This window comes from Mesorhizobium sp. P2_F5 (assembly GCF_056403715.1).
On the sequence record NZ_JBFUEY010000004.1, the window covers coordinates 279,121 to 304,239 of the forward strand.

At 64.1% G+C, this 25,119-nt stretch carries 24 protein-coding genes; 12 read left to right on the forward strand and 12 right to left on the reverse strand.

Annotation, left to right across the window (positions count from 1 at the left end; all coding sequences use genetic code 11):
• The first annotated feature begins 4 nt into the window (after positions 1–4).
• Positions 5–1,048 carry a sulfate/molybdate ABC transporter ATP-binding protein gene (locus tag AC1DYO_RS07890; protein WP_477261942.1) on the forward strand — a complete coding sequence of 348 codons (1,044 nt, stop codon included), beginning with the start codon at positions 5–7 and terminating at the stop codon, positions 1,046–1,048.
• 7 nt (positions 1,049–1,055) lie between these two features.
• On the opposite strand, the gene AC1DYO_RS07895 is transcribed toward AC1DYO_RS07890, so the two are convergent.
• Positions 1,056–1,454, reverse strand: a complete 399-nt coding sequence (locus AC1DYO_RS07895; protein WP_477261944.1) for a PIN domain-containing protein — start codon at positions 1,452–1,454, stop codon at positions 1,056–1,058.
• Entirely contained in the window at positions 1,454–1,723 is a 270-nt protein-coding gene (locus AC1DYO_RS07900) for an antitoxin (protein ID WP_477261946.1), read from the reverse strand. The genes AC1DYO_RS07895 and AC1DYO_RS07900 overlap by 1 nt, the downstream gene beginning before the upstream one ends.
• A gap of 227 nt (positions 1,724–1,950) precedes the next feature.
• Here AC1DYO_RS07900 and AC1DYO_RS07905 point away from each other — a divergent pair, with 227 nt between their 5' ends.
• Positions 1,951–2,937 carry a sulfate ABC transporter substrate-binding protein gene (locus AC1DYO_RS07905; RefSeq protein ID WP_477261948.1) on the forward strand — a complete coding sequence of 329 codons (987 nt, stop codon included), beginning with the start codon at positions 1,951–1,953 and terminating at the stop codon, positions 2,935–2,937.
• Positions 2,938–3,196: 259 nt separating this feature from the next.
• Complete coding sequence (locus AC1DYO_RS07910) at positions 3,197–3,646, forward strand: RrF2 family transcriptional regulator (RefSeq protein WP_006202816.1); 450 nt, start codon at positions 3,197–3,199, stop codon at positions 3,644–3,646.
• A 19-nt stretch (positions 3,647–3,665) separates the two neighbouring features.
• On the opposite strand, the gene AC1DYO_RS07915 is transcribed toward AC1DYO_RS07910, so the two are convergent.
• Entirely contained in the window at positions 3,666–5,219 is a 1,554-nt protein-coding gene (locus AC1DYO_RS07915) for an acyl--CoA ligase (protein WP_477261950.1), read from the reverse strand.
• A gap of 86 nt (positions 5,220–5,305) precedes the next feature.
• Here AC1DYO_RS07915 and AC1DYO_RS07920 point away from each other — a divergent pair, with 86 nt between their 5' ends.
• Positions 5,306–6,454, forward strand: coding sequence for a hypothetical protein (locus AC1DYO_RS07920; protein WP_477261952.1), 1,149 nt, complete (start codon positions 5,306–5,308; stop codon positions 6,452–6,454).
• On the opposite strand, the gene AC1DYO_RS07925 is transcribed toward AC1DYO_RS07920, so the two are convergent.
• From AC1DYO_RS07925 to AC1DYO_RS07955, 7 genes are all read right to left on the reverse strand, one after another.
• Positions 6,449–7,003, reverse strand: a complete 555-nt coding sequence (locus AC1DYO_RS07925) for a gluconokinase (RefSeq protein WP_477261954.1) — start codon at positions 7,001–7,003, stop codon at positions 6,449–6,451. The two genes, AC1DYO_RS07920 and AC1DYO_RS07925, sit on opposite strands and share 6 nt — an antisense overlap.
• A 2-nt stretch (positions 7,004–7,005) precedes the next feature.
• Entirely contained in the window at positions 7,006–7,992 is a 987-nt protein-coding gene (locus AC1DYO_RS07930) for an ABC transporter permease (protein WP_477261956.1), read from the reverse strand.
• On the reverse strand, positions 7,989–8,969 hold the full coding sequence (locus tag AC1DYO_RS07935) for an ABC transporter permease (protein WP_477261957.1): 981 nt from the start codon (positions 8,967–8,969) through the stop codon (positions 7,989–7,991). Before AC1DYO_RS07935 ends, AC1DYO_RS07930 begins: the two co-directional genes overlap by 4 nt.
• Positions 8,966–10,513, reverse strand: a complete 1,548-nt coding sequence (locus AC1DYO_RS07940) for a sugar ABC transporter ATP-binding protein (protein WP_477261959.1) — start codon at positions 10,511–10,513, stop codon at positions 8,966–8,968. The genes AC1DYO_RS07935 and AC1DYO_RS07940 overlap by 4 nt, the downstream gene beginning before the upstream one ends.
• A gap of 80 nt (positions 10,514–10,593) precedes the next feature.
• Positions 10,594–11,637, reverse strand: coding sequence for a sugar ABC transporter substrate-binding protein (locus AC1DYO_RS07945; RefSeq protein WP_477261961.1), 1,044 nt, complete (start codon positions 11,635–11,637; stop codon positions 10,594–10,596).
• Positions 11,638–11,946: 309 nt separating this feature from the next.
• Positions 11,947–12,975, reverse strand: a complete 1,029-nt coding sequence (gene gntR / locus AC1DYO_RS07950) for an HTH-type transcriptional regulator GntR (protein ID WP_477261963.1) — start codon at positions 12,973–12,975, stop codon at positions 11,947–11,949.
• A 154-nt stretch (positions 12,976–13,129) separates the two neighbouring features.
• The gene (locus tag AC1DYO_RS07955; RefSeq protein ID WP_477262445.1) at positions 13,130–14,302 is read right to left on the reverse strand and encodes an MFS transporter; all 1,173 of its coding nucleotides are present in this window, start codon (positions 14,300–14,302) and stop codon (positions 13,130–13,132) included.
• A gap of 267 nt (positions 14,303–14,569) precedes the next feature.
• On the opposite strand from AC1DYO_RS07955, the gene iolE reads away from it, so the two are divergent.
• The 3 genes from iolE (at position 14,570) to mocR (ending at position 17,371) form a co-directional block, all read left to right on the forward strand.
• Entirely contained in the window at positions 14,570–15,481 is a 912-nt protein-coding gene (gene iolE, locus AC1DYO_RS07960; RefSeq protein ID WP_477261965.1) for a myo-inosose-2 dehydratase, read from the forward strand.
• 214 nt (positions 15,482–15,695) lie between these two features.
• The gene (locus AC1DYO_RS07965) at positions 15,696–15,902 is read left to right on the forward strand and encodes a hypothetical protein (protein ID WP_477261967.1); all 207 of its coding nucleotides are present in this window, start codon (positions 15,696–15,698) and stop codon (positions 15,900–15,902) included.
• A gap of 14 nt (positions 15,903–15,916) precedes the next feature.
• The gene (mocR, locus tag AC1DYO_RS07970) at positions 15,917–17,371 is read left to right on the forward strand and encodes a rhizopine catabolism transcriptional regulator MocR (RefSeq protein WP_477261969.1); all 1,455 of its coding nucleotides are present in this window, start codon (positions 15,917–15,919) and stop codon (positions 17,369–17,371) included.
• 21 nt (positions 17,372–17,392) lie between these two features.
• On the opposite strand, the gene AC1DYO_RS07975 is transcribed toward mocR, so the two are convergent.
• Positions 17,393–18,637, reverse strand: a complete 1,245-nt coding sequence (locus AC1DYO_RS07975; RefSeq protein WP_477261971.1) for a DegT/DnrJ/EryC1/StrS family aminotransferase — start codon at positions 18,635–18,637, stop codon at positions 17,393–17,395.
• Positions 18,638–18,956: 319 nt separating this feature from the next.
• Between AC1DYO_RS07975 and AC1DYO_RS07980 the strand changes: the two genes are divergently transcribed.
• The 5 genes from AC1DYO_RS07980 to AC1DYO_RS08000 all read left to right on the forward strand — a co-directional run bounded on the left by AC1DYO_RS07980 (position 18,957) and on the right by AC1DYO_RS08000 (position 24,125).
• Positions 18,957–19,868 carry a polysaccharide deacetylase family protein gene (locus tag AC1DYO_RS07980; protein WP_477261973.1) on the forward strand — a complete coding sequence of 304 codons (912 nt, stop codon included), beginning with the start codon at positions 18,957–18,959 and terminating at the stop codon, positions 19,866–19,868.
• A 58-nt stretch (positions 19,869–19,926) separates the two neighbouring features.
• The gene (locus AC1DYO_RS07985; RefSeq protein ID WP_477261975.1) at positions 19,927–20,895 is read left to right on the forward strand and encodes a rhizopine catabolism ABC transporter substrate-binding protein; all 969 of its coding nucleotides are present in this window, start codon (positions 19,927–19,929) and stop codon (positions 20,893–20,895) included.
• 146 nt (positions 20,896–21,041) lie between these two features.
• Positions 21,042–22,157, forward strand: coding sequence for an ABC transporter permease (locus tag AC1DYO_RS07990; protein WP_477262447.1), 1,116 nt, complete (start codon positions 21,042–21,044; stop codon positions 22,155–22,157).
• Positions 22,154–22,984: an ATP-binding cassette domain-containing protein gene (locus AC1DYO_RS07995; protein WP_477261977.1), complete on the forward strand. Its 831-nt coding sequence runs from the start codon at positions 22,154–22,156 to the stop codon at positions 22,982–22,984. The genes AC1DYO_RS07990 and AC1DYO_RS07995 overlap by 4 nt, the downstream gene beginning before the upstream one ends.
• A gap of 34 nt (positions 22,985–23,018) precedes the next feature.
• A complete protein-coding gene (locus AC1DYO_RS08000) occupies positions 23,019–24,125 on the forward strand; it encodes a Gfo/Idh/MocA family protein (protein ID WP_477261979.1) in 1,107 nt (368 codons plus the stop codon).
• 150 nt (positions 24,126–24,275) lie between these two features.
• Here the strand turns inward: AC1DYO_RS08000 and AC1DYO_RS08005 are convergent, their stop codons facing one another.
• The gene (locus AC1DYO_RS08005; RefSeq protein ID WP_477261981.1) at positions 24,276–25,052 is read right to left on the reverse strand and encodes a FadR/GntR family transcriptional regulator; all 777 of its coding nucleotides are present in this window, start codon (positions 25,050–25,052) and stop codon (positions 24,276–24,278) included.
• Between the last annotated feature and the right edge of the window lie 67 nt (positions 25,053–25,119).

Genomic DNA, 25,119 nt, shown 5'->3' on the forward strand with positions numbered 1-25,119 from the left:
GTAAATGGAAGTTCGCGTTGCCAACGTGCGCAAGGAGTTTGACCGGTTCCCGGCCCTCCACGACGTATCGCTTGACATCAAGTCGGGTGAGCTGATCGCGCTGCTGGGGCCGTCCGGTTCCGGCAAGACGACGCTGCTCAGGCTGATTGCCGGTCTGGAGCGGCCAACGCGCGGCAAGATCTTCTTCGGCGACGAGGATGCCTCGCAGAGGTCGATCCAGGAGCGCAATGTCGGCTTCGTCTTCCAGCATTATGCGCTGTTCCGGCACATGACGGTCGCCGACAATATCGGCTTTGGCCTCAAGGTACGGCACGGACCGTCGCGCCCGCCGGCGGCCGAAATCCGCCGCCGCGCCTCAGAACTGCTCGACCTCGTCCAGCTTTCCGGGCTGGAGAAGCGCTACCCCGCGCAGCTTTCCGGCGGCCAGCGCCAGCGTGTCGCGCTGGCGCGCGCCATGGCGATCGAGCCCAAGGTGCTGTTGCTCGACGAGCCGTTCGGCGCGCTCGACGCCCAGGTGCGCCGCGAGTTGCGCCGCTGGCTGCGCGAGATCCATGACCGCACCGGCCACACCACAGTCTTCGTCACCCACGACCAGGAAGAGGCGCTGGAGCTTGCCGACCGCGTCGTGGTGATGAGCCAGGGCCGCATCGAGCAGGTCGGCTCCGCCGACGAGATCTACGACACGCCGAACTCGCCCTTCGTCTACTCCTTCATCGGTGAATCGAGCACGCTTCCGGTCAAGGTCGAGGACGGCCAGGTCTGGATCGCCGACCGGCCGATCGGGCTGTCGGCCCCGCATGCGCCGAGCGGCGAGGCCGTGCTCTACTTCCGCCCGCACGATGTCGAATTGCTCGACGGCTGCAGCGGCTGCATCGCCGGCACCGTCGCCGCCAGCCGTCGCGTCGCCGGCACCAGGCGTGTCGAACTGGAAATCGGCGGCGAGCGCCAGCGGGTCGAGATCGAATTGCCCGTCGACCATCCGGCGGCGCAGAAGAGCCGGGTTGCGTTCAGGCCGCGGCGCTGGAAGCTCTTCCCGGCGACTGCTTGATCTCGTTCTACTCCAGCCAGTTCTCGACCTTCAGGCTCGCGATCCGGCTGAACTCGCCGGTGTTGGCCGTCACCAGGGTGATCCCCAGTGCGCAGGCGTGGGCGGCGATGAAAAGGTCATTGTGGCCGATCGGCTGGCCTCTGGCCTCCAGGTCGGCACGAAGTGCGCCGTATTCGGCGTCCACCGGCACGTCGAGCGGCAGCACAGGTAACTCGGCGAGCAATTCCTCGACCTTGGCGAGCAGTTTGGCCGATCCCTTGCGGGCGCAACCATAACGCAGCTCCGAGGCAACGACGATGCTGGTGCAGAGGGCGCCGTCTCCCTCGCGAACCGCCGCGCTGGCGGCTTTGCCGGCCGGATTTCGGATCATGTCGCTGATGATGTTCGTATCGAGCATGAACCGCATCAGAAGATGTCCTCGGAGCTGACGGGCGCATCATGGATCTCGGGAAAGTCATCTTCAGGGCCAAGCGGCGGCTCTTTTGCCCATTGGGCAAGCAGCGCGGCAACTCCAGGTCTGCGGACCGGTTCAATGATCAGGCGGTCGCCGTCGCGACTGATCAGGACTTTTTCGCCGGGGAGCTCGAACTCGACGGGAATACGCACCGCCTGGCTGCGGTTGTTGCGGAAGAGCTTCGCCTCTCTCGGCGGCGTGGAGTGGCGGTGTTGCGGCATGGCGGCGCATCCTTGTATATGCCAATTGTATATGCCTTGGTCGTAAGACGCAATCATTCTGCAACGCGTTGGAAGGAAATCCTACCAACCGGCTGTTTCGGCAACACTTTTTCTCACCACTAGATGGCAGGCCGCGTCCGCATGTCTGGTCGCGCTGGACATGGTCCTATTATGTTCGCGCATTATATCGGTGCATCCGACAACGGCCTTCTCAAGGAGCCCTTTTCATGAAGCGATTTTTCGTCAGCGTCGCCACCGCCGCCGGCCTGTTTCTCGCCTCCTCGCAGGCTTGGTCGGCCGACAAGTTGCTCAACGCTTCCTATGATGTCGGCCGCGAGCTGTTCGTCCAGGTGAACAAGGCCTTTGTCGCTGGCCACCCGGGCGTGAGCATCGACCAGTCGCATGCCGGCACTTCTGCCCAGGCGCGCGCCATTGCCGAAGGCCTTGGCGCCGATGTCGTCACCTTCAACCAGGTCACCGACATCGATTTCCTGGTCAAGAAAGGTCTCGTCTCCGCCGACTGGCAGAAGGACTTTCCCGACAACGCCTCGCCCTTCTATTCGCTGCCGTCCTTCCTGGTGCGCGCCGGCAACCCCAAGCACATCAAGGACTGGAACGACCTCGTGCGCGACGACGTGCAGGTGATCTTCCCCAACCCGAAGACCTCGGGCAATGCGCGCTACACCTATCTGGCGGCCACCGCCTACGCCAAGGAAGCCTTCAAGGGCGACGATGCCAAGGTGAAGGAGTTTGTCACCAAGCTGTTCAACAACGTGCCGATCTTCGATACCGGCGGCCGCGCCGCCACCACCACCTTCGTGCAGCGTGAGATCGGCGACGTGCTGATCACATTCGAGTCCGAGACGCGCGGCATCCGCAAGGAGTATGGCGACGACAAGTTCGAACAGGTCACGCCGACCGTCAGCCTGCTCGCCGAGTTCCCGGTGGCGATCGTCGACAAGGTCGCCGATGAGCATGGCAGCCGTGACCTCGCCAAGAGCTATCTCGACTTCCTCTACACGCCGGAGGGTCAGACCATCGCCGCTGAAAATGGTCTGCGGGCCCGCAACGCTGAAGTCGCGGCAAAATACAAGGCAGACTTCCCCGATGTCCGCCTGCTGACGGTGGAAGACGTCTTCGGCGGCTGGGACAAGGTGCAGAAGGAACACTTCGCCGCCGGCGGCCTGCTCGACCAGACCTATGGCAGCCGCTGATCAGCAGCATCCAAGCTGAAAACTGAACAAGAAAGCCGGCTCTTTGCCGGCTTTTTCGTTTTGCCACCGATATACGGCTTTCCCGCATAAACCTGCGCCATAGGTGAAAAACGTTACAAAGAATCAACGCGTTTGTGCCTAACGTGCGCTTGGGCGGCTTGTTTTGCGCGAAACCGGGTTGCGCAGGCGAAATGTCATGATTTGCACACAAACAACCGCCAGATGCGGGCGGTTGGGGTTTTCATGAACTGAATCGGGCATGCTTACCAAAAAAGGCAAATACGGCCTCAAGGCCCTCGTGCATCTCTCCGGCCTGCCGGTCGGCCAGCTTGCATTCGTCAACGACATCGCTGTCGCCAACAATATCCCGAAGAAATTCCTGGATGCCATTCTGGGCGAGCTGCGCAATGCCGGTTTCGTCCAGAGCCGCAAGGGCAAGGAAGGCGGCTATCGCCTCGCCCGGCCCGCTTCCGAGATCAAGATCGGCCATGTTGTGCGCGTCCTTGACGGGCCGCTGGCGCCGATCCCTTGTGCCAGCCGTACGCAATACCAGCGCTGCGAGGATTGTGACGAGGCGACCTGCCAGGTCCGGCACATGATGCTGGAGGTACGCCAAGCCATCGCCGAGGTGCTGGATAACAGAAGCCTCGCCGCCATGCGCGATGCCGACAATGACGATTTTCCGGTCGAACTGACGTCGCAGATCTAAATCCTGCGGTCAGACTTCCTCAGATCAAACCGAGCCTACCGGCAAGGCCGACGCGCTGGATCTTGCCGGTCGGGCCCTTGGGTATCTCCTGCAGAAACAGGATGTGGCGTGGCACCTTGAACTCGACGATGCGGCTGCGCGCGAAATCGCGAATCTGTTCGGCATCGGCGGTGGCGCCCTCGGCCAGCACAATGGCAGCCCCCACCTCCTCGCCGAGCATGGCGTGCGGCACGGCGAAGGTCACCGCCTGCGCCACCAGCGGATGGTCGAGCAGCACATTGTCGACCTCGAGTGGCGAGATCTTCTCGCCACCGCGATTGATGATCTCTTTCAGCCGGCCGGTGATCTTGAGGTCACCCTCCGCGTCGATCAGTCCCTGGTCGCCGGTGCGGAACCAGCCATCGGTGAAGGCAGCTTCATTGGCCGCCGGATTGTTGAGATAGCCGTCATGGACGTTGGCGCCGCGCACCGCGATCTCGCCCTTTTCGCCCGCCGGCAGGATCGTCCCCTTGTCGTCCAGGATCGTCACCTCCGGACCGGCAGGCAGGCCAACCACGCCCGGCTTGCGGCGCGCCGGCGGCAGGCCGTTCGAGGTCATCTGATGCGCCGCTTCGGTCATGCCATATGCCTCGACCACCGGGCAGCCGAAGACGTGCTCGAGGTCGCGGAACACGGTATCGGGAAGCGCTGCCGAAGACGAGCGGATAAAGCGCAGGTGTGTCGTCGCAATGGTGTCGCCATTGCGCGCCGCGCGGGCCAGGATCGCCTGATGCATGGTCGGCACGGCGCTGTACCAACTCGGCCGGAAGTCGGCGAGCCAGCCGTAGAATTTGAGCGGGTTGAAGCCTGGCGTGCAGACAACAGTGCCGCCGACTGCCAGCTGTGCGCTGAGCGCCGCCATCAGCCCGTGAATGTGGAACAGCGGCATAACGTTGAGACAGATGTCGTCTCTCGACAGCGCCAGTGTGCGGGCGATGTTGGTCATCGATGCCTGCAGGTTGCGCTGCCGCAAGCCGACGATCTTCGGCCGCGCCGTGGTTCCCGATGTGTGCAGGACCAGCGCGAAATCGTCAGGTCCGTTGAGCTGCGCGTCGCCAGGAGCTGTCAGTTCGGCGTCGCCTGACAGGACAAATTCGCCGGCCTTTGCCCCTTCGGTCACGACCACATCGAGCACCGCAATGCCTAGGCCCTTTGCGGCGTTGCGCGCGGCTCCGCCCATGCCTTGTCCGCACAGCAGGAGCCTCACGTCGAGATCGCCGAGATAGAAGCGGAATTCGTCTTCGCCGTAAGCCGGATTGAGCGGCGCCGCCGTCGCCAGCGCCGAAACCGCCAGGAAACAGCTCGCCATTTCCGGGCCGTTGGGCAGGACGATGCCGACGGCCATGCCGCGGCGAACGCCACGCCTGGCGAGATCGCCGCAGAGTTGGTCGACAAGGTCGGCGAGGCCGGCAAAGCTGAGCGGGGGCCGGTCCGGCGCCATCAGCGCCACCGCAGCCGGCTGCCAGGGCGCCAGTTGCGGAAGTGCTTGGGATAGCGCCTGTTTCAAGCTTGAACCTTGAATGCCGATCACCATGGCCTTGCCGACGCCGATTGCGCGCCCGTGGCAGACGCAGTAAAGCGATTTTCGGACGTGCGCAAGAACAGGTGGACACCGATCGGATGAGGCTGCCGTGGTTGGGAAAATCCCGGAAAGCCGACCGGACACCATCGTCCGCCGTCATTTACCATACTGAAATCATCGCCGATGTGCTGGTGCCCGAACGCGCCGAGCATGTGCGCTTCTTCAGCCGCAAGTTGGTTCGCCCCGGCAGGTTGCGTACTTTCAACAACAGGGATTTTCGCGAGCTGCTGCTGGCCGCCTTCTATCTCAGCGTCGCGGCATTGCTGCCGGTCAGCTCGTGGGCCGCGATCTGCAGCCGCGTATCGGGGCTCCGCCTCAAGCGCCATATCCGCAAGGATTTCGTGCGCTACGCCGCCGCGACGCGCGCCGTGCTCGGCAACGGCATCGATGCGCAAAAGCTGTTCAGGGCTCTGCTCTATTCCAACCATCGCCGGCGTCTGCTGCTTGCCGTGCATCTCGTCGGCCGCGGCTGGTCGCCCGATATCCGGCTGGAGGGACTGGAAGGCCTGCAGGCGGCGCTGAAGCGCGGCCACGGCGCCATCATCTGGTGCGATCAGTTCACGGCCCAGGCCATCATCGGCAAACGCGCGCTCTATGAAGCCGGCATCGAGGCGAACCAGCTCAGCGTCAGCGCTCACGGCATATCCGATTCGACATTCGGCCTGCGCGTCCTGAACCCGCCGATGGTCCAGGTCGAGAATCGTTTCCTGAAAAGCCGGATCGTGTTCGAACGCGGCGACGCCTACCAGGTCACCGGCCGGATCCAGAAGGTCCTTGGCAACAACGGCGTCGTCCTGGTGACCAACACCATCCATGCCGGCTCGACATTCACCGAAGTCGCCATTGGCGAAAGCGGCTGGACCCACCTCGCCTCGGCGCCGACGAATTTCGCCGCCAGAGCCAAGGCGGCGCTGTTTTCCATGTCGACCTTCGAGACCGATCCGTTCCGCCAGTACAGCGCCATCCTAAGTCCCGAACTGGTGCCGGCCCAGGCAGGGACCGGCGAGCTCGTGACCAGGGCCGGTGGCACCAAGAACATGGCGTTACAGGCCGAGTATATATTGCTCAAGCGCGACCGCGTGCTGGAGGCGCTGAAACTCTATCCCGAGCAAATGATGACCTGGTCCGGCCATGACCGGTTCACCGAACGGCCGGAAAGCGCCTTGCCCGATGACGGTGGTTCATGACTTTGCACCGGCCAGCAGGCTGGCAACGGCGGTGACGGTGTCGGCCACTGGACGTGTGGCATCGACCGTCAGCGCCTGCTCGTCGGCGCCAGGTGGCTCAAGGATGGCGAACTGGCTTTCGACTAGGCTGGCCGGCATGAAATGCCCCTTGCGGCTGGCGACGCGCCGCTTGGCGGTTGCGGGATCGATCTCCAGATAGACGAAAACGATATCCCGGCGAAAACCACGCAGACGATCGCGATAGCTGCGCTTCAGTGCCGAGCAGGCGGCCACCACGCCCTGGCCGCTGCTGGCCAGGTCCGCGATGCGTCCGCCAATGGCATCGAGCCAGCCTTCACGAAGCTGATCGGTGAGCGGCTCACCGCTCGCCATGCGCGCGACGTTTTCAGGCGGGTGCAGCCTGTCGCCTTCGACAAAGACGGCCCCTTCCGCTGCTGCCAGCGCCTTGCCGACAGCCGACTTGCCGCAGCCGGCGACGCCCATCACCACAATGGCCCGAGGCACCGGGCCGGGACCGCCCGTTGGCGGTTTTGCCGTCTTTTCGTCCACAGTCAGCGGCTTGCCGGCGCGCGGCCGTAGAGCAGGAGCATGGCGACGATGACCAGACCATAGACGATCTGCCGCCCTGCTTCCGGCATCTGCATGACCGAAAGGATGGATTGCAGGAGCGTGATCAGGATGACACCGGCGACGGTACCGAGATAGGAGCCGCGCCCGCCGAGGATAGAGGTGCCGCCAAGCACCACGGCGGCGATCGACGGCAGCAGATAGGCGTCACCCATCGACTGCGCCGCCTTGGAAGCATAGCCGGCGAGCAGCACGCCGCCGAAGGCCGAGAGGCCGCCCGAGATAGCGAAGGCGATCATCACCACGCGCCTTGTGTCGATGCCGGAGAGATAGGCGGCACGCTCGCGGTTGCCAATGCCGTAGACGGTGCGGCCGAAGCTGGTACGGGTCAGCACGAACACCATCGCGGCACCGATCAGCGCCCAGATGATGACGGCATTAGGCACGCCCGGAATGGTAAAACCTGTCGCGAGATAACGCATGGCGCCGGTGGCCGAATCCTGTGGCGAGTAGCCACCTGTATAGACGACCATGAGCCCTTGCGCGACGGCGTTGGTGGCGAGTGTGATGATCATCGAGGGGATGCGCAGATAGGCGACACCGATGCCGTTGACGATGCCGATCAGCATCCCGCAAAAAATGCCAAACGGAATGGCCAGCGCCACGCCGATGGGGCCATAGGCCGCGGCGGCACAGGCCATCATCGCGCCCGCAGCCACCGCCCACGGCACCGACAGGTCGATCTGGCCAAGCAGGATGACCAGCATCATGCCTGTGGCGATGACGCCGAGAAACGAGGCTACCTTGAGCTGCTGCAAGAGATATTCAGGCGACAGGAAGCTGCGCGAATAGAGGCTGCCGAGGAACAGCAACAGCACGATGCAGGCGAAGGCCGTCAGCACGGCCGGGTCGGCGCGGCGGATGAATTTCGGCATGCGGCCGGCTATGCCGCCCAATGTTGTCTCGCTCACAGGAACCACTCCAGCCGGTTGCGGACCCGAAACAGGGCGAAGGCGCCGAGGCTGACCGCGACCAGCAGGATAACGCCCTGGAACAGCGGCTGCCACAGCGGATCGAAATCGAAAACGAACAACAGGTCACCGATGGTGCGGAAGGCCAGCGCGCCGAAGATGGCGCCGATGGCGCTGCCCTTGCCGCCGAACAGCGAGACGCCGCCCAGCACCACCGCGGCGATCGAAAACAGCGTATAGGCGTTGCCGCTGGCATAGGCTGCATCGCCCGTATAGGTGAAGAAGGTCAGGAACAGTCCGCCGATCGCGGCCAGCAGCCCGGCGAGCGCGTAAGCGGCGAACTTGCCGCGCCTTATCGGCACGCCGGACATGTAGGCCGCCGTCTCCGACGAGCCGGCGGCGTAGGCAGCGCGGCCCAGCACCGAACGGCTGAACGGCACCCAGACGATGAGCACCACGGCGAGCAGCGCGACCAAGCTTGCCGGCACCACGCCGAACAGACGTCCGGTCAGCGCGTCGGCGAGACCTTCGTTGACCGACCCGCCAGGAAACGGTCTGAGCAGCAGCGCGATGCCGAAATAGACCGCACCCGTGGCGATGGTGGCAACGATCGGCTGCAGCCGCCCGTAGATGACGATAGCGCCGTTGATCGCCCCGCACAGGAGCCCGGTGCCGAGCACCGCGATGACGCCGAAAGCGGTCTCGAGGCCGGTGCCGATGACCAGCCAGGAGGCGAGGCAATTGGTCAGTGTGAAGATCATGCCGACGGAGAGGTCGATGCCGGCGGTGATCACGACCAGTGTCTGCGCCATGGCGACGAAGGCAAGCAGCACGCCCTTGTTGGAAGCTGTCTGCACGACATTGGCGGTGAAGCCCGCCGGATGGTTCGACGTGTAGATGACGAACATGACAATGAAGATGGCCAATGCCATCAGTGTTCCGCGCTGCTCGGCCAGCCAATAGCGCCAGTCTTTCACGCGTCCGCTCCCTGTCTTGCGCCGGCGTCGTCGCCGTGGATGTTGAGCGCGCTTGCTATCAGCGCCCGCTCGGTGATCTCGGCACCGACCAGCTCGCGTTTGATCGCCCCGTCATAGAGCACCAGCACGCGGTCGCAGCAGCCGATCAGTTCGTCATAGTCGGTCGAATAGAACAGGATCGCCGCGCCTGCATCCGCCAACTTGCGCATCAGTTGATAGAGCTCCTGCTTGGTGCCGACATCAATGCCGCGCGTCGGATCGTTGAGCAGGATGATGCGCGGCTGGCGCATCAGCCATTTGGCGATGACGACCTTCTGCTGGTTGCCACCCGACAGCGCCCCGACCGGAATGTCGAGACCGGCCGTCTTGATCGCCAGCAACCCGACCATGTCGTCGATCAGCCGCTGTTCGGCGGCGCGGTCGATGATGCCGGCTTTCGACAGCCGGTCGAGGGCGGCGAAGGACAGGTTCTCGCGCACCGTCATCGGCAGCATCAGGCCTTCGGTCTTGCGGTCCTCAGGGATCAGCGCCATGCCGATCCGGTCGCCGCGCGCCGTTGCCGGGCTGGCGATCGAAACCGGCTTGCCGTCGATAAGGATCTGGCCACTGAGGCCGCGCAGCACACCGAAAAAGGCAAGCAGCAATTCGCGCTGACCCTGGCCGTCGAGACCGCCAAGGCCGACGACCTCGCCTGCCCCGACCGTCAGCGAGACATTGTCCAGCCGGTCCGTCCAGGACAGCTTGCGCGCCTCCAGCACGGGAACGGCGGCAGCTGCAGTGCGCGCGGGCTTCGGCGGGAAAATGTGGCTGTATTCGCGCCCGATCATCAGTTCGACGACTTCGTTGTCGCTCTTTGTGCCTGCCTTGTAGCTRGCGACGGTGCGGCCGTTGCGAAACACCGTGCACTGGTCGGCGAGTTCTGCGATCTCGTTCATCCGGTGCGAGATGTAGAGCAACGCCAGCCCTTCCCCACGCAGCCGCTTCAGCACGGCGAAGATCTTGGCGACATCGGCGGCAGCCAGCGCCGAAGTGGCCTCGTCGAGGATCAGGATGCGCGGCTTCCTGGCCAATGCCTTGGCGATCTCGACCATTTGCCTTCTCGAAAGGGGAAGGTCCTTGACCAGCGCCAGCGGATGGATGTCGGCTGCACCCGCACGTGCCAGCGCCTCTTCTGCGATACGGCGCTGCGCCTTGCGGTCGATCATGCCGAACCGTGTCGGCGGGTCGGAAATGACGATGTTGTCGGCGACGCTGAGCTCGGGAACCAGCGACAGTTCCTGGAAGATGCAGACGATGCCGGCCTGGTTGGCCGCAGCCGGCGAGGCAAAGCTGACCTCACGCCCGTCCAGCGTCATCGTGCCCTCGTCGGGCGCCACCACGCCGGCCATGACCTTGATCAGCGTCGATTTGCCCGCGCCGTTTTCGCCGAGGATGGCGTGGATGCTGCCTGATGTGACCGAAAGTTCGGCCTTTTCCAGCGCACGCACGCCGCCATAGCGCTTGGAAATGCCTTCCATGCGAAAGAGTGGAGCCGCACCGTCCATCAGCCCTCCGGGGCAGTTTATGGATTGAGATGGCAAGTGGTTCGGCGCCGCGGAGCATCCCGCGGCGCCGAATGTGCAGCCTATTGGTCGGCCTTGGCAGGGAAATAGTCCTGGCCTTCCTTGAAGTTCGGATCCTCGACGATGGCGAGCGGCAGCTTGACCGATTGCGGTACGACCTGACCCTCAAGTGCGGCGATCGCCGTCTTGATGGCGACCGCGACCTGGGCAGGGCCAGTGCCGGCCGAGGAGCATTTCAGGCCGTCCGCCGCGTGCGCCGCGCAGAACTTGCGGAAGCCGTTCTCGGTTTCGCCGCCGAACGGCACGAAGGCATGCTTGGCGTCGATCATCGCCTGAACGATGCCGGTGTCGCCGCCTTGCCCGGTGATGCCGACGAACGGACCATTGGTGGCGATCGCGTCAGCCGTGACCTTCTGCGCTGTCGGATCATCCCACTTGCCGGCGACTTCGGTGACGTCCCATTTCTTGCCCGAGGCGTCGAAGGCCTCATGGATGCCGTTGTGGCGGTCGGTATCGACCGACGTGCCGGCAACGCCGCGCACTTCAAGTATCTTGCCGCCATCCGGTATATGGTCGATCAGCCATTTGCCCCACAATTCGCCGAGACCCTTCTGGTCGACGTTGACGTTGATGGCGTCCTTGGTGTCGAGGATGTTGTCGAAGGCGACCAGCACGACGCCGGCTTCCTTGGCGCGCTTGATGACCGGCCCGAAGGCGGTCGGATTCTGCGCGTTGACGACGATGGCGTCAAAGCCGGAATCGATGAAGTTGTTGATCGCCGAGATCTGCGCCGGAACATCCTCGCCGGTCGATACGACCTTGAATTCCTTCAACTTTGCCGCGACGTCCTTCTGCGCAGCATAGGCCTTGGCCGTCTGGATCATCTGGATGCGCCAGGTGTTGGCAATATAGCCGTTGGCGAGCGCGATGCGGTATGGGCCTTCCTTCTTGGGGAATTTGAAGAACTGTGTATCGGCCGCCCATGGCGCGAAGCAGTCGGGCTCGGCCGCTGGTCCCTTGACGACTTCAGGGCCGGCCATCGCCGACGAACTCAACATGACGAATGCAGTGGCGGCAACGATGCCGCCAACGAATGACTTGATCATCGATATTCCTCCCGTTTGCAGTTCTGCTTGATGCTGTTTGTCGTGGCGATTTTCCACGCCCGGCGACGGCTCCGCAGCCTTGCCGGTGGCACGTCTCAAGGGCCCGAAGCCGGCCCGATCCCCTCCCCCCTCGCCGCTTCGCGGGCGAGAAACGAAACCTAGCATATTATACATAATAAACAAGTATGAGCTGTTGCTTATGTATAATAAACAGGCTTGGCTCCTCCGCCAGAACGCCTGTCCGATAAAAATGGTAGCGCTACCATGACGCCGTGTAAAGCACCATTTGCTGAGGTCGCCGAAGCGTGTTCAGCGTGCCGTGCTCTCGCGGGGCTTGAGCTCGAAACCGAGATCGACGAGCCGCTGCTCTGGCCTTTGCCCGGCGATCGCCGCCAGCGCCATGGCAACAGCCCGACGTCCGATTTCATAGCGAGGGGTGCGGATGCTGGTGAGCGGCGGGAACGCCGCCTGCATCATCTCAAGGTCGTTGAAGCCAACAATGCCGATTGTCTTCGGCACGTCGAGTGCGGCGCTATGGCATTCGAACAGAACGCCGAGCGCGATATCGTCATTGTTGCAGAAGACGCCGTCGAGCGCCGGCATCTTGGCCAGCGCATCGCGAAGCAGCTCGCGGCCGAGCGTCATGCTGGACAGTAGCGGCGTGGTGGTGATCAGCCGCGGGTCGAACAGGCCGGCCTTCTCCATTGCCGCGCGATAGCCGGCAAGGCGCCGCTGCGAGCGCGGATCCATACGCGCGCCGATGAAGCCGATGCGACGGTAGCCCGCCTCGATCAGATGCTCGGTCGCTGTCCTGCCGCCGTCGAAATGCGAGAAGCCGACCAGCATGTCGACCGGGTCGGGCCCGGTCTCCATCACCTGCACCACCGGGCAGCCTGCGCTCTCCAGCAGTTTTCGCGAGGTCGGCGTCTGGTCGATACCGGCCACGATCAGCGCCGCCGGGCGCTGCGGCGCGAACACCTGCAGCAGGCGCTCCTCCTCGAGGCCGGAATAGTGGGTGTTGCCGAGCTGGACGCGGAACGGGCCGTCCGAAAGGCTGTCATAGATGCCGCGCACCACTTCGGCGAAGACGTTGTTGGTGAGCGACGGCACCAGCACGCCGAACACATCGGCGCGCGCCGAGGCCAGCGCCCGCGCATTGGGATCCGGGACATAACCGAGTTCGTCGACGGCGGCCTGGATCTGGCGGCGCAAATCCTGGCTGACGCGGTCGGGCTCCCGCAGCGCCCGCGACACGGTGATGGCGCCAACGCCGGCCTTGCGCGCCACATCGGCAATGGTCGGGCGACCGCCGCCACGGCGCGAGCGCGGCTTGGTCATAGCCCTGCCCCTTGCGTCGCGCGCGATTGCGGCTTCGTCGTCTCTGTCGCCATGTTTGTCCGGCTTCCCCGCTACGCCATGCCAGCTTGGCGTCGCGCAGCAACTGGCGATTGTCAAGCCGACGGCAGGTTGCGGCCTCGCCGGCTGAAGTCCCTCAGGCCGTAACCATGGCCGGGCGCCCAGCCCTCCACATCAGCAAAAGGATGGCCGCCACGTTGACCAGGTTCCACACGATCCCATTGAGGAAGGCTGCCGCGTAGGAGCCAGTCAGGTCGTAGATCCAGCCCGACATCCAGCCACCGATCGCCATGCCGAAGATGGTCGCCATCATGACGATGCCGATACGCTGGCCGGCTTCCTTGGCCGGCAGGTATTCGCGCACGATGATGGCATAGCAAGGCACGATGCCGCCTTGTGACAGGCCGAACACCAGCGACACGACATAGAGCGAGGCGAGCCCGTCGAACGGAATGTAAAACAGCAGCGACAGGCATTGCAGCACGGAACCGATAAGCAGGGTTTTCACACCGCCGATACGGTCGGCGACAAAGCCGGAGGCGAGCCGGCTGACGACGCCCGCCGCCATCATGATCGACAGCATGTCGGCGCCATGCGCGATGCCATAGCCAAGATCCATGCAATAGGCGACGATGTGCACCTGCGGCATCGACATCGCCACGCAGCAGCCGAGACCAGCGATGACCAGCAGCACCTGCAGTGCCGCCGGCGAGATTGAAATCGGCTGCACAGGCCGGCTTCCAGGCGAGCCGGCCGCCGCTGCGTTTGGAGCGCCGCGCCGCAACAACAGCACCAGCGGTATCATGGTGACCAGACAAAAGATGCCGATGGCGGCATAGGTGAAGCGCCAGCCTTCCGCCTTGATCAGCGTCGGCATGATGGTTGGCCACAGCGCTCCGGCGAGATAGTTGCCCGCGGCCGCCGCCGTGACGGCGACGCCGCGTCGACGATTGAACCAGTGCGAAATATCGGCGATCAGCGGTCCGAAGATCACCGATGAGCCAAGGCCGATCAGCACCCCCTGGGCAAGGGTGAATTGCAGGATCGACGTCGACGCCGCCGCGAGCAGGAGACCGGCGGCGAGTGCGACCGAGGAGATCAGCGCTGGAATCCAATAGCCCATGCGATCGATGGCGCGGCCGACCAGCACGTTGCCGGCGGCAAAGCCCACCATGGTTGCGGTGTAGGGCATCGATGCCGCAGCGCGGTCAACGCCGAACTCGGCCTGCACGGCCGGCAACACCACCACGACGGCCCACATGCCGACCGCGCCGATCGTCGCCAGCAGCATCGAGATGGCAAGCCGCATCCAGGCATAAGAGCTGTCGATGCCAGGGCTATCAGCCTGATTGGCGACGATTGGGGTCAAGGCGTTTCCTGTCCGAGGTCTGGGAAGTCGACCGTTCCACGCCACTATCGGCGCATTCGCGGCGACGGGCAGCGCCACAGGGCTCCGATCCGTGGCTCCAGCGATTGGTTCTGCCAAATTCGCCTCAACTGGACCTAGTGACAGGTCCTCTTTCCCTCCAGTTTGCAGCCTCGGCATTGTGTTTCCCCAGGCCTGCAAAGTGGCGACATGACGGTCAAGATCGGCATCAATCCCATCACCTGGAGCAATGACGATGTGCCCGAACTCGGCGGTGACACGCCGTTGGAGACCTGCCTGTCCGAAACCAGGCAGGCCGGTTATCGCGGCACCGAGCTCGGCGGCAAATTCCCCAGGCGAAGCGACGAACTTGGACCGCTCCTGTCCGCCTACGGGCTGGAACTCGTCTCCGGCTGGTATGACGGCCGCATTCTCGACCGCACGGTCGACGAGGAATTCGCCGCCATCGCACCGCATCTCACCCTGCTGCGCGACCTCGGCGCCAAGGTCGTCGTCTATGCCGACACGTCGCGCGGCCGTCACGACGGCATTTTTGCACCGATCTCGCAGCGTCCGCGCCTCACTGACGGCGAATGGACCGCCTATGGCGAGAAACTGACTGAGCTTGCCGACCGCATGGCCGCCTTCGGCGTCGGCATGGCTTTCCACCACCATATGGGCACCATCGTCGAGACCGACGACGAGGTCGGCAGGCTGATGGCGACGACAGGCAAAAGCGTCGGCCTGCTGTTCGATACCGGCCATTGCCTGTTCTCGGGCGGCGACCCGCTCGCCCTGCTGAATCGGCACCTCGACCGCATCGTGCATTTCCATTGCAAAGACGTCCGCGCGGCCGTGCTGGAAAAGGCGAGGCGCGAAGACATGAGTTTCATGGCGGCGGTTATGGAGGGGATTTTCACCGTACCCGGCGATGGCTCCGTCGACTTCCTGTCGTTGCTGAAGCCGCTGGCCAATCGTGGCTTCGAAGGCTGGATCGTCGTCGAGGCCGAACAGGATCCGGCCAAGGCAAATCCCTTGACCTATGCCACGAAGGGTTACGCTTCGCTTGTCGCTACGGCCCGCAAGGCCGGCTTCGAGGTGGCGACACGAGACATGGCCTGACCACCGCCGGGGGGCTGGTGGTTGGCCGGTTGGGCGCGCGCCTCGGTAGGGGTAGCGACGCGAAAGCGCCCGGCGATCCGCGCCGCCGTCCTCCCCTGGCGGCGCGGGTCGCAGAATTCTCGGCCCCGGCTTGGTGAGGCCGAGTTTTCGACCCTTGGAGTTTCCGGCTTGAGGCTGGCGGCAAGCCGTGCCTTGATGCGGGTGGAGGAGTGACATGGCATTCGAGGCGGCACTCGGTATGGAACGGCTTTGCACCATCCGTGAGATTGCGCAAAAGGTACAACTCGGCGCCGCCACCGTGCATCGCGCGCTGAAGAATAGTCGCGAGGTCCGTGCCGAAACCAGGCGGCTGGTGTTTGAGACCGTCTGCCTCCTCAACGAAGAAAAGATCGCCCGCGCAGCCAGGTTTGTCGGAGGCTAGGTTTGGCGGACCACATGCGCCTTTCCCTCGACATCATGTCCGTCGACCGCGCCTCGGACGAACCGATGCACCGACAGATCTACGGTGCCTTGCGCCGCTTCATCCTCGACGGCCAGATCCAGCAGAACACGCTGCTTCCCTCGACCCGCTCGCTGGCCGAGGATCTGAAGGTCGGCCGCAACACGGTGATCGCCGCCTACGACCAGCTGCTTGCCGAAGGCTTCATCGAGGCGCGCGCCGGCTCCGGCACCTGGGTGGCGCCGATACAACAGAAGCGCCCGCCGGCCTCGCTCCGCGCCGGCCTTGCCGCTCCGCAAAAGCTTTCGCGGCGCGGCCAGACCATCGTCAACGGCCCGCAGCCACCGCGCAATGCCGGCGTCATCAACTTCCATCCCGGCGTGCCGGAAACGGCGTCCTTTCCCTTCACCATCTGGTCGAGCCTTTTGGTGCGCAATGCGCGCAGCCGCGACGAGAACCTGCTCGGCTACCTCTCCTTTGCCGGCCATCCCGGCCTGCGCCAGGCCATCGCCTCGACCATCAGCCTGTCGCGCGGCATCAACTGCACCGCCGATCAGGTCATCATCGTCACCGGCGCGCAGGCAGCACTCGACCTCGCCTCGCGCGTGCTGATGGACGAGGGCGACCATGTCTGGATGGAGGAGCCCGGCTATCTCGGCGCCAAGAGCGCCTTCCTCGCCAGCGGCGCCCAGCTTGCGCCCCTAAAGGTCGACCGGCAGGGCTGGCACCTTGCCGATCCGGAGCTGCCGCCGCCGCGGCTGATCTATGTGACGCCGTCCTGCCAATGGCCGTTCGGGACCATCATGCGCATCGAGGAACGGCTGCAACTGCTCGACATCGCCGAGCGCCACGGCGCCTGGATCGTCGAGGACGACTATGACGGCGAGTACCGCTACCGCGGCCGGCCGGTGCCGGCGCTGCGCGGCCTCGATCACGCCGATCGCGTCGTCTATATCGGCTCCTTCGGCAAGACGCTGATCCCGGCGCTGCGTATTGGCTACCTGATCGTGCCGCGCGAACTCTCGGTGCCCTTCGACCGCGCTGTCTCGATCACCGGCCAGTTCGCGCCGCTGATCTTACAGGCAACGGTCAACGACTTCATCTCACAAGGCTATTTCGCCACGCATCTGAAACGCATGCGCCGGCTCTACGCGCGCCGGCAGGCCAATTTCGTCAAGCTGTGCCAGGAGCATCTGTCCGAATGGCTGGCGGTGACCGAGAACGATTCCGGCATGCAATTGCTGGCGAGTTTCACAAGGCCTTACAAGGACAGCGACGTCGTCGCCGCCGCCGTCAAGGAAGGGCTCGACGTGCAAGGCATTTCCATCAACTACCATTCGAGCGAGCCCGAACACGGCCTGCTGCTCGGCTATGCCGCGATGGATGAACGCCAGATCCTGCGCGCGGTGCTGGCGCTCCGCGCTGCCTTTACGCGGCTGGACCGGCAATAGACCGGTCCAGAGCGCCGCGCTTCAGTTCACGCTGTCGAACTTCTGCAGATCCACCGGTGCCGCCTTGCGCACCTCCACGTCATCCAGCGAGGCATTTTCCAGCGCCACGCGGGCCGCCGCGTCGATGTTGTGGATCATGTCGTTGATGTCGGCGTCGCCATGCGCCGGGTTCATCGCCACCATCACCGTGCGATTGAGAATGTCGAGCGAGCCCTTGCCGAGATCGTCGGCGTAGTCGAGCCGCAGACCCTTGTTCTCCGGCAGCGTGTAGGGATTGAGCGCCGGGTGATGCGCGCCTTCATGCATCAGCACCTGGTCCCACTGGGTAAAATTGTGGCGGCCGGTCTTGCCGGCAATGACGCTCGGAATGGTCTTCGAAAAAGCCTGCGCCGCCTCTTCGCTGGGCAGGAGATACATCACCTGCGCCGCACAATCGTCGTCGGGGCTGTTCATCGGCGACGGCGTCAGGCCGAGATTGCCGAGATGGCGCGTGCCGGCCAGTACCTTCTTCTTCTCCGCCCGCATCGCCTCGATGATGCCGTCGAGGCGGTCGAGCTGGACATTGAGCATGGCGCCCATCAGTTCCGAGGCGCGCGCGCCGATGCCGGCGAACGGCTTGATGCTGTCGCTGCGGCCCTGCCAGTAGAAATGGCAGGGGTCGATGGCGCAGCGCGCCCGCTCCGCCACCGTCGGATCGCTGGTGGCGATGCCGCCGCCCTCGCCCGACGTCATGTTCTTGAAGTAGTTGAAGGAGTAGGCGCCGGCATGGCCGATCGAGCCGAGCTTCCTGCCCTCATAACCGCCGCCAATGCCCTGGCAGACATCTTCCAGCACCTTGAGGCCACGCTTCTTGGCGATGTCCATGATGGCGTTCATGTTGCAGGCAGCACCCCACATATGCACGGGAATGACCGCTTTGGTGCGCGGGCCGATGGCATCGCGCAGCGCTGCTGGATCGATGGTCAGGCTCTCGTCGATATCGACAATGACCGGAATGGCGCCGACCGACAGCACGGCGGTTGCCGTCGCCATATAGGTATGCGCGGGAACCAGCACCTCATCGCCAGGCCCGATGCCGAGCCCGATCAGGCCGGCGGCAAGTCCATAGGTGCCGCTGGCGGCAAGCGCGAAATGTTCGACGCCGAGATGCCTGGCATAGCGGGCCTCGAAGCGGTTGCATTCGCTGTTCTCGCCATAGCGGAACAGCGCGCCGGAACGGATCACCCGGGCAATGGCTTCGATTTCTTCTTCACCGGCAGTGTACATGGCAGCTCTCCACATCGCTTGATGGTGTGAAAGCTCTACGCTTGCCGCCGCTGTTTGAAAGAACCACTCCGCCACGATCGGACCAAGCCATCCCGGCTGCGCGGGACCAGGTTTGACGCCGAATAGAATGAAACCGGCATTCCAGAACGCAGGTTCGCGGAAAAATCGTACCCATCCGAATTCGCTGAAGTGGCCCTGTCGGAAAGACGGCTTTGGGCGTTCCATCGCGTCCAGTTGGGCAAACGGTCGGTTCCATGCAGCACGGGACACACTTTGGAAGACCCTCGCAACCGGCGTGCCGGCAAGACGGTGGCCGTCCATGAGGCGACAGCTTGTCCTGCACGAAGACGATGTCGGCATGTGCCATGGCGCCAACAGCGCCTTCCTCGAACTGACCGGACTGGGCGCCTGCAGCTCCGGCGCGGTGATGGTGCCGTGCCCGTGGTTCCCGGAGATGGCCGAAGCGGCAGCAGCCGATCCTCGGCTTGATCTCGGCGTCCACCTGACGCTGAACAGCGAAAAGCAGCACTACAAATGGCGGCCGTTGACGTCGCCGTCGCGCGCGGCCGGCCTGACCGACGAGTTCGGCTATTTCTGGCCCGATGTCGCGACGACCCGCCGCAAGGCAGCGCCGCAAGCCGTGGAAACCGAGCTTCGCGCCCAGATCGACACCGCCTACCGCGCCGGCATCGATGTCACCCATCTCGACGCGCATATGGGGGCAGCGCTGTCGCCGGAGTTTTGCGACGTCTACGTCAAGCTCGGCCTGGAATATCGCTTGCCGGTGCTGCTCACCAAGACGCTGTCCGCCTATTCGCCCAACGACAATCTGGTCGGCGTCACCGAAGCGGCCTTCCAGCGCGGCGTAGCCGAGGCTCGCGCCAAAGGCTTTGTCATTTTCGACGCCGCCATCCAGACGACCTGGGGCCGTCCACGCTCCAAGCCGATAGAGCCGGCCTACAAGGCGTTGGTCGAAGGCGTGCGCGAAGGCCTGACCTTCTTCTGCCTGCACTTCAACGCGCCGGGCGAGCTCGAACTGATCGAGCCGCGCTCCGCCTATATCCGCACCGAGGAATATGAGCTGTTTCGCGACCAGGCTTTTCGCGACTGGCTCGGTGCACAGGACATCGACATCATCGGCATGAAGCCATTGCGCGAGGATCTACGCGCAAGGCTTGGACTATCGACACCGGCAAAGGCCCGCAAAGCGGCCGCCCGGTCAGCGCCGTAGGCCGTCGGCCAACAGCGCAAAGAGGGAATTGGAACTGCAACGACAATGGGAGAATGATATGAAGACCGTTCTGAAACTGGCGCTCGGCGCGCTTGTCTCGATGAGTATGCTGGCGGGCGTCGTACAGGCCGCGGGCCTGAAGGACCCGAAGGATGTCCGCATCACCTTTGTGGTGCATGGGTCCGCCTCCGACCCTTACTGGTCGGTGGTCAAGCGCGGCGTCGATGATGCGGCCGCCCTGACCGGCGCCAAGGTCGAATATTACGCACCGCAAGTGTTCGACGTGGTCGAGCAGGCCCGCCTGCTCGATGCGGCCATCGCCACCAATCCGGACGGCATTGCCGTCTCCATCGCCGACGCCAATGCGCTCGGCAAATCGGTCAAGGCAGGTCTTGCCGCCAACATCCCGATGGTGGTGCTGGATTCCGGCGAGAAGGAAGGCGCCGAACTCGGCACGACGCTCTATGTCGGCACCGTCTCCGAATATGATTCCGGCAAGAAGGCCGGCGAGCGGCTGGCCAAGGAAGGCACGCTCAAGGTCGTCTGCATCAACCACGAGGTCGGCAATGTCAGCCTCGACCAGCGCTGCCAGGGCTTGAATGACGGGCTGAAGCCTTCCGGCGGCGGCACCGAAGTCCTGACCGTGTCGCCCGATCCGGCCGACATCCAGCGCCGCACCGAAGCCTATCTATCGGCGCATCCCGACACTCAGGCCGCGTTCGCGCTCGGCGCCACCGCCGCCAACCCGCTGATCCCGTTCTTCCGGCAGAAGGAACTGTTCGGCAAGATCAAGCTCTACACCTTCGACATCAGCCCCGAAGTTCTGGATTCCGTCGTCGCCGGCGAAATGGGCTTCGGCATGGACGCCCAGCAATATCTGATGGGTTACCTGCCGGTGATCTATCTGGTCGAACACGCCACGCACGGCTTCTGGCCGCAGAACAACGCCTATACCGGTCCGCTGTTCATTGACTCACCCGACAAGGCCAAGGCGATCCTCGCGCTCGCCAAGGACGGCATCCGCTAGTCAAACAAACCAAACGAACCGGGGAAGCGCGCATGCGACTCCCCGGTGTCTGGTCGACATTGCGAAGTGAGCGATTGGGGAGCCTAATGGCAGCCGTGGAAGACAAGGCGATACCTTCAGAAGTGCCGGTCAAGGACCGTTTCGGCATGACGTCGAAGCGAGCCGCCGGCGCTGATGAGCGGCTGGCCAGTACCGGCCGGGTGACGCAATGGCTACGCCGGCCCGAAGCCGGTGCCGCCGGCGGCCTGATCGCCACCATCATCATCTTCGCCTTGCTGCCCGGTGCGTCGAACCTCTATTCGCTGCAGGGGTCGATGACCTTCCTGACGCTGGCGGCCGAACTCGGCATCATCGCCACAGCCGCCGCGCTCCTCATCATTGCCGGTGAATTCGATCTTTCGGTCGGCTCGATGGTCGGCTTCGCCGGCGTCGTTATCGGCCTGACGGTCAAATATTGGGGCCTGCCGCTGTGGGGCGGCATCGCCTGCGCCTTCGCGGTCGCCATCCTTACTGGCTATGTCAACGGCCTGATCGTGGTGAAGACGCGCCTGCCGTCCTTCATCGTCACCCTGGCCTCGCTCTACATCCTGCGCGGCCTGTCGATCGGCATCACCCGCGCCGTCACCGGCCGCACGCAGATCCCCTATATCCTCGACGGCGCGCCGGACCCGACAACCGCCGGCCTGTTCAACGGCCATCTGTTCACCGGCTTCTTCCACTGGATGGGCACGCAGGGCTGGATCGCCACCCGCACCGACGGCATTCCCTTCGTCGTCGGCATTCCGATGTCGATCGTCTGGTGGCTCGGGCTGACGGCACTGGCCGGTTATGTCTTGACGCAGACCAAATACGGCAACTGGATCTTCGCCACCGGCGGCGACCTCAATGCCGCCCGCAATGTCGGCGTGCCGGTCGACCGGGTGAAGATCGCGCTCTTCATCTACACCGCCTGCGCCGCCACCCTGCTTGCCACCATCCAGGTGATGGAGGCCGGCTCCGCCGACACCACGCGCGGCCTGCTGAAAGAATTCGAGGCGATCATCGCGGCGGTCATCGGCGGCGTGCTGCTTACCGGCGGCTACGGCACAGTCTATGGCGTGCTGTTCGGGGCGCTGATCTTCGGCCTGGTGCAGATGGGCATCTTCTACACCGGCATCGACACCGACTGGTTCAAGGTCTTCCTCGGCATCGTCATCCTGATGGCGGTGCTGGTCAACAACTACATCCGCCTCAAGGCGCTCGGACGCGGAGGCGGCAAATGACCAACCCGGCCCAGACCATCCAGCCGGCCATGGAACTGCGCGGCGTGTCGGTCAATTTCGGTTCGGTGCGCGCGCTGCAGGACATCGACATCAAGGTCTATCCCGGCGAGGTGCACTGCCTTCTGGGTGACAACGGCGCCGGCAAGTCGACGCTGATCAAGGTGCTGTCGGGCGTGCACCGGCCGGGCAAGGGCGAGATTTTCGTAGACGGTAAGCCGGTCACCTTCCGCAGCCCGCGCGACGCGCAGGACCTCGGCGTCGCCACCGTGTTCCAGGACCTCGGCATGATCTCGCTGATGTCGATCACCCGCAATTTCTTCCTCGGCCGCGAGCCGACCAGGAGCCGCCTGCCCTTCTCGCGCTTCGACAAGGAGCGCGCCAACACTATAGCCCGCCAGGCTATGGCCGATATCGGCATCGACGTGCGCGACCCGACGCAGGCCGTCGGCACGCTGTCGGGCGGCGAGCGCCAATCGGTGGCAATCGCGCGCGCCGTGCATTTCGGCGCCAAAGTGCTGATCCTCGACGAGCCGACCTCCGCGCTCGGCGTGCATCAGGCGGCGATGGTGCTGAAATTCATCATCGAGGCGCGCATGCGCGGGCTGGCCGTGATCTTCATCAGCCACAACATCCACCATGCCTATCCCGTCGGCGACACCTTCACGCTGCTCAACCGCGGCCGCAACCGCGGCACCTACGCCAAGTCGGAGATCTCGCGCGACGAGGTGATTTCGATCATGTCGGGCGGCGAGGATCTGAAGGCGGTGGAAGCAGAGATCGCCGGGCTTTTGGCGCAGATCGGCAACCGGCCATCGGCGGCGCCGTGACCTGTTTCAGACCCTATTTGCAGAAAGTGATTGCATGAGCAGGATACGGGTCGGCGTCATCGGCGCCGGCATGATTTCGCAGGTTGAGCATATTCCAAACCTGTTGCGGCTCGGCGATCTGTTCGAGCTGGTCGGTGTCGCCGATCCGTCGAAAATCTCGCGCCAGTTCGTCACAGATATCCACGGCATTGCCAATTTCGAAACGCCGGAGCAGCTGTTCGACCAGAAGCTCGACGCCGTCGTCATCGGTTCGCCCGACCCGCTGCATCACGAGCAGGTGCTGGCGGCTCTTGGGCGTGGCCTGCATGTCTTCTGCGAAAAGCCGCTCTGCTATTCACCGGAGGAGATCGCCGAGATCGTCGCGGCGCGCGACAAGGCCGGCAAGGTCATGCAGGTCGGCTATATGAAGCGCTTCGATCCGAGCTACCAGCTGGCACTGATATCACTGCCCGGCACGGCAAGGACGCTGCGTTCCGTCTCGGTCGAGGTCAACGATCCCGACGCGTGGCCGTTCATCGCCCACCAGCGCTATATCCGCGGCAATGACATTCCCAAGGACCTGATTGCCGCCGCGCAAGGCAAGCAAAAACAACAGGTCGAGCGCGCCATCGGCCAGCCTTTGACCGATCTCGCTTTCCGTGGCTTTACCGGCGCTTACAGCTCCGCCTTGATTCACGATGTCAATGCCGTGCACGGCCTGCTCGACGCGCTCGGCGTGCCGGACGGCGAGGTCGTCGGCGCGCAGATCTTCGCCAATGGCGATGGCGGCCAGGGTGCGGTGAAGCTGCTCGACGGCCAGGCGCTGTGGACGATGACGCATCTCACCGTGCCGAAACTCGCCGACTACAAGGAACGCATCACGCTGTTCTTCGACGATGCCAGCCTCGAGCTCGAATTCCCCTCGCCCTGGCTCAACCATCATCCGACCCGGCTGACGGTCAAGACATCGGACGGCCACACGCTATCGACCAGGGACCTCCGTGCCGGCTACGGCGAAGCCTTCGTCGAGGAACTGCGCGGCTTCTGGGGCGCGATCGTCAACGGCGACGAAGTGGTCAATCGCCCCGAGCACGCCGCCCGCGACCAGGCACTGCTGATTGCGCTGACCAGACAGCATTTGGCCACTTCGCAGGCCGGCTGAGCGCTCGTAGGATGTGTTGAGATTCAGGTCAGGCCGCGCCGAAAACGTTGGGTTTCGAGAACCGGAGCGGAGCGTACTTAAGTACGTGAGCACCGGAAGCGCAGAAAGCCGGCGTTTGCAGGCCGGCCTCACCCTGAATATCGGCACATCCTATCTGGTGTTGATGACGCCGTCAGTGTTCGCGAGCAGCTTGCGCACCGCGTTGCGGGCCGCATCCGGCCGTTGCAGGCGGATGGCTTTTTCGATCGCCTCATGCAGCTGCTGTGCATGCTGCAGATCGTCGAGTTCGCGCGTCGTATAGGTGAACAGATGATCGAAGGCGGATTCGATCAGCACGCCGAGCGGCACCAGGAGATCGTTGCCCGAGGCGCGCAGGATGGCGAGATGGAAGCGCGTGTCGGCGCGTGTGCGTTCCTGCAGGCTCGACGCGTCGCCCATCTCGCGGCAGGCCTGGCTGATCTCGGCCATCTGCTCCTCGGTGCGCCGCATGGCGGCGAAGGCGGTCGCTTCCGGTTCGATGATGTGGCGGAATTCCTGCACGGTCTTCAGGAACACTTCGCGGTCGGGCGAGGTCGCGTACCAGGCGAGCACGTCGCGATCGAGCAGGTTCCAGCGCTCCCTGGGCTCGACCCAGCTGCCGATTTTGGGGCGCGATGCCAGAAGGCTTTTGGCCATCAGCATCTTGATCGCTTCGCGCACCGCCGAACGGCTGACGTTGAAGGTTTCAGACCATTTGGCTTCGTTGGGCAGGATGGTGCCCGGCGGGTAATCGCCGCGCACGATCCGCAGCCCGATTTCGCTGGCCAGCGAGGCATGCACGCTGGAGCCGGGCACCCGGGTCGCGTCAGCCCGACGAAGCGCCGCCGGGCGCTCGGCGGGCGCCGCCTTGTCGGGCTTCTTTCCCTTATTCGGCTTTCCGTCCCTCATGCGTCCACAAAGTCCGGATTTCGAAAGCTGTCAAGCAAAGGACGGGGCGTTGGCGGCAAAGCCTGCG